Source organism: Streptomyces nanshensis, assembly GCF_001751255.1.
GTDB classification, from domain to species: Bacteria; Actinomycetota; Actinomycetes; order Streptomycetales; family Streptomycetaceae; genus Streptomyces; species Streptomyces nanshensis_A.
The window spans coordinates 1-1,070 of the sequence record NZ_LJGW01000202.1; the positions used below are offsets into that span (position 1 = coordinate 1).

At 77.8% G+C, this 1,070-nt stretch carries 2 pseudogenes; both read left to right on the plus strand.

The window, feature by feature from the left end:
* Positions 1-112: 112 nt before the first annotated feature.
* Positions 113-280: pseudogene (locus AN218_RS11960) on the plus strand (Trm112 family protein); the annotation flags it as partial.
* Between the two features lie 96 nt (positions 281-376).
* Positions 377-1,070: pseudogene (locus AN218_RS38155) on the plus strand (SIS domain-containing protein); the annotation flags it as partial.

Genomic DNA, 1,070 nt, shown 5'->3' on the forward strand with positions numbered 1-1,070 from the left:
CCGGGCGGTGCCGCGACCGCCGCACCCGGCCTTCCGCCCCGGCGGTACGCTGGCCGCCAGCCGCGCGGCCGCGTTCGCGGCGCGTGCGCCCGCGATGCGAAAGGGACGACTCATGCCGCTCGAAGCCGGACTTCTGGAGATCCTCGCCTGCCCGGCGTGCCACTCGCCGCTGCGCGAGGAGGCCGAGGAGCTGGTCTGCACGGGCGGCACCGAGTGCTCCCTCGCCTACCCGGTGCGCGACGGCATCCCCGTACTGCTCGTGGACGAGGCGCGGCGCCCCGGCGACCGTCCCGCCGACGGCTCCGCCGAGCGCCCCGCCAGCTGACGACCGGACACCGACCGCCGTCCAGCAGCAGCCGATCGGAGGCTCCGGAAGATGCTCGACGAGTCGCTCATCGACGCTCCAGAGGCCCTCGCCCGAGCCGACACCGACGGGCTGCTGCGCGGCACCGCCGAGGCGGGCGCCCACGTACGCACCTCCATGCGCCTGGCAGCCGAATCGGGGCTGTCCGCGCTGCGCCCCGACGGCAGACCGCGCGCGGTGTTCGTCGCGGGCCCCGGCCCGGCCACGGCCTGCGCCGCCGACCTCCTCGGGGCCCTCGGCAACGACGCGCTCCCCGTGACACGGCTGCGTCCTACCGGCGCCCTCGCCGCACCGGGCGCGCTGCGCTGGGCACTTCCCGGCTGGGCGGGCTCGCTCGACCTGCTGCTGGTGACGACGACGGACGGTACGGAACCGGGGCTGACCGCCCTGATCGAGCAGGCGTACCGGCGCGGATGCACCGTGGTCACGCTCTGCCCGCAGGGCGCGCCCGCGGCGGAGCTGACGGGCGAGACGCACGGCCTGGCGGTACCGCTGGTTCCGCTGCCGCCCACCGCGGACGGCGCCGTTCCCGGAAGCCCGGACTCCGGCCCCGTGCCGCACCCGGCGCCCGTCGAGCCGCGGACGGTGCGGGCCGCGCCCGGTCTCCTCTGGCCGCTGCTGACGCCCCTCCTCGTGCTCGCCGACCGCCTCGGCCTGCTGGACGCGGGGGAGTCCGCGCTGGGCGCGCTCGCCGACCGGCTCGACC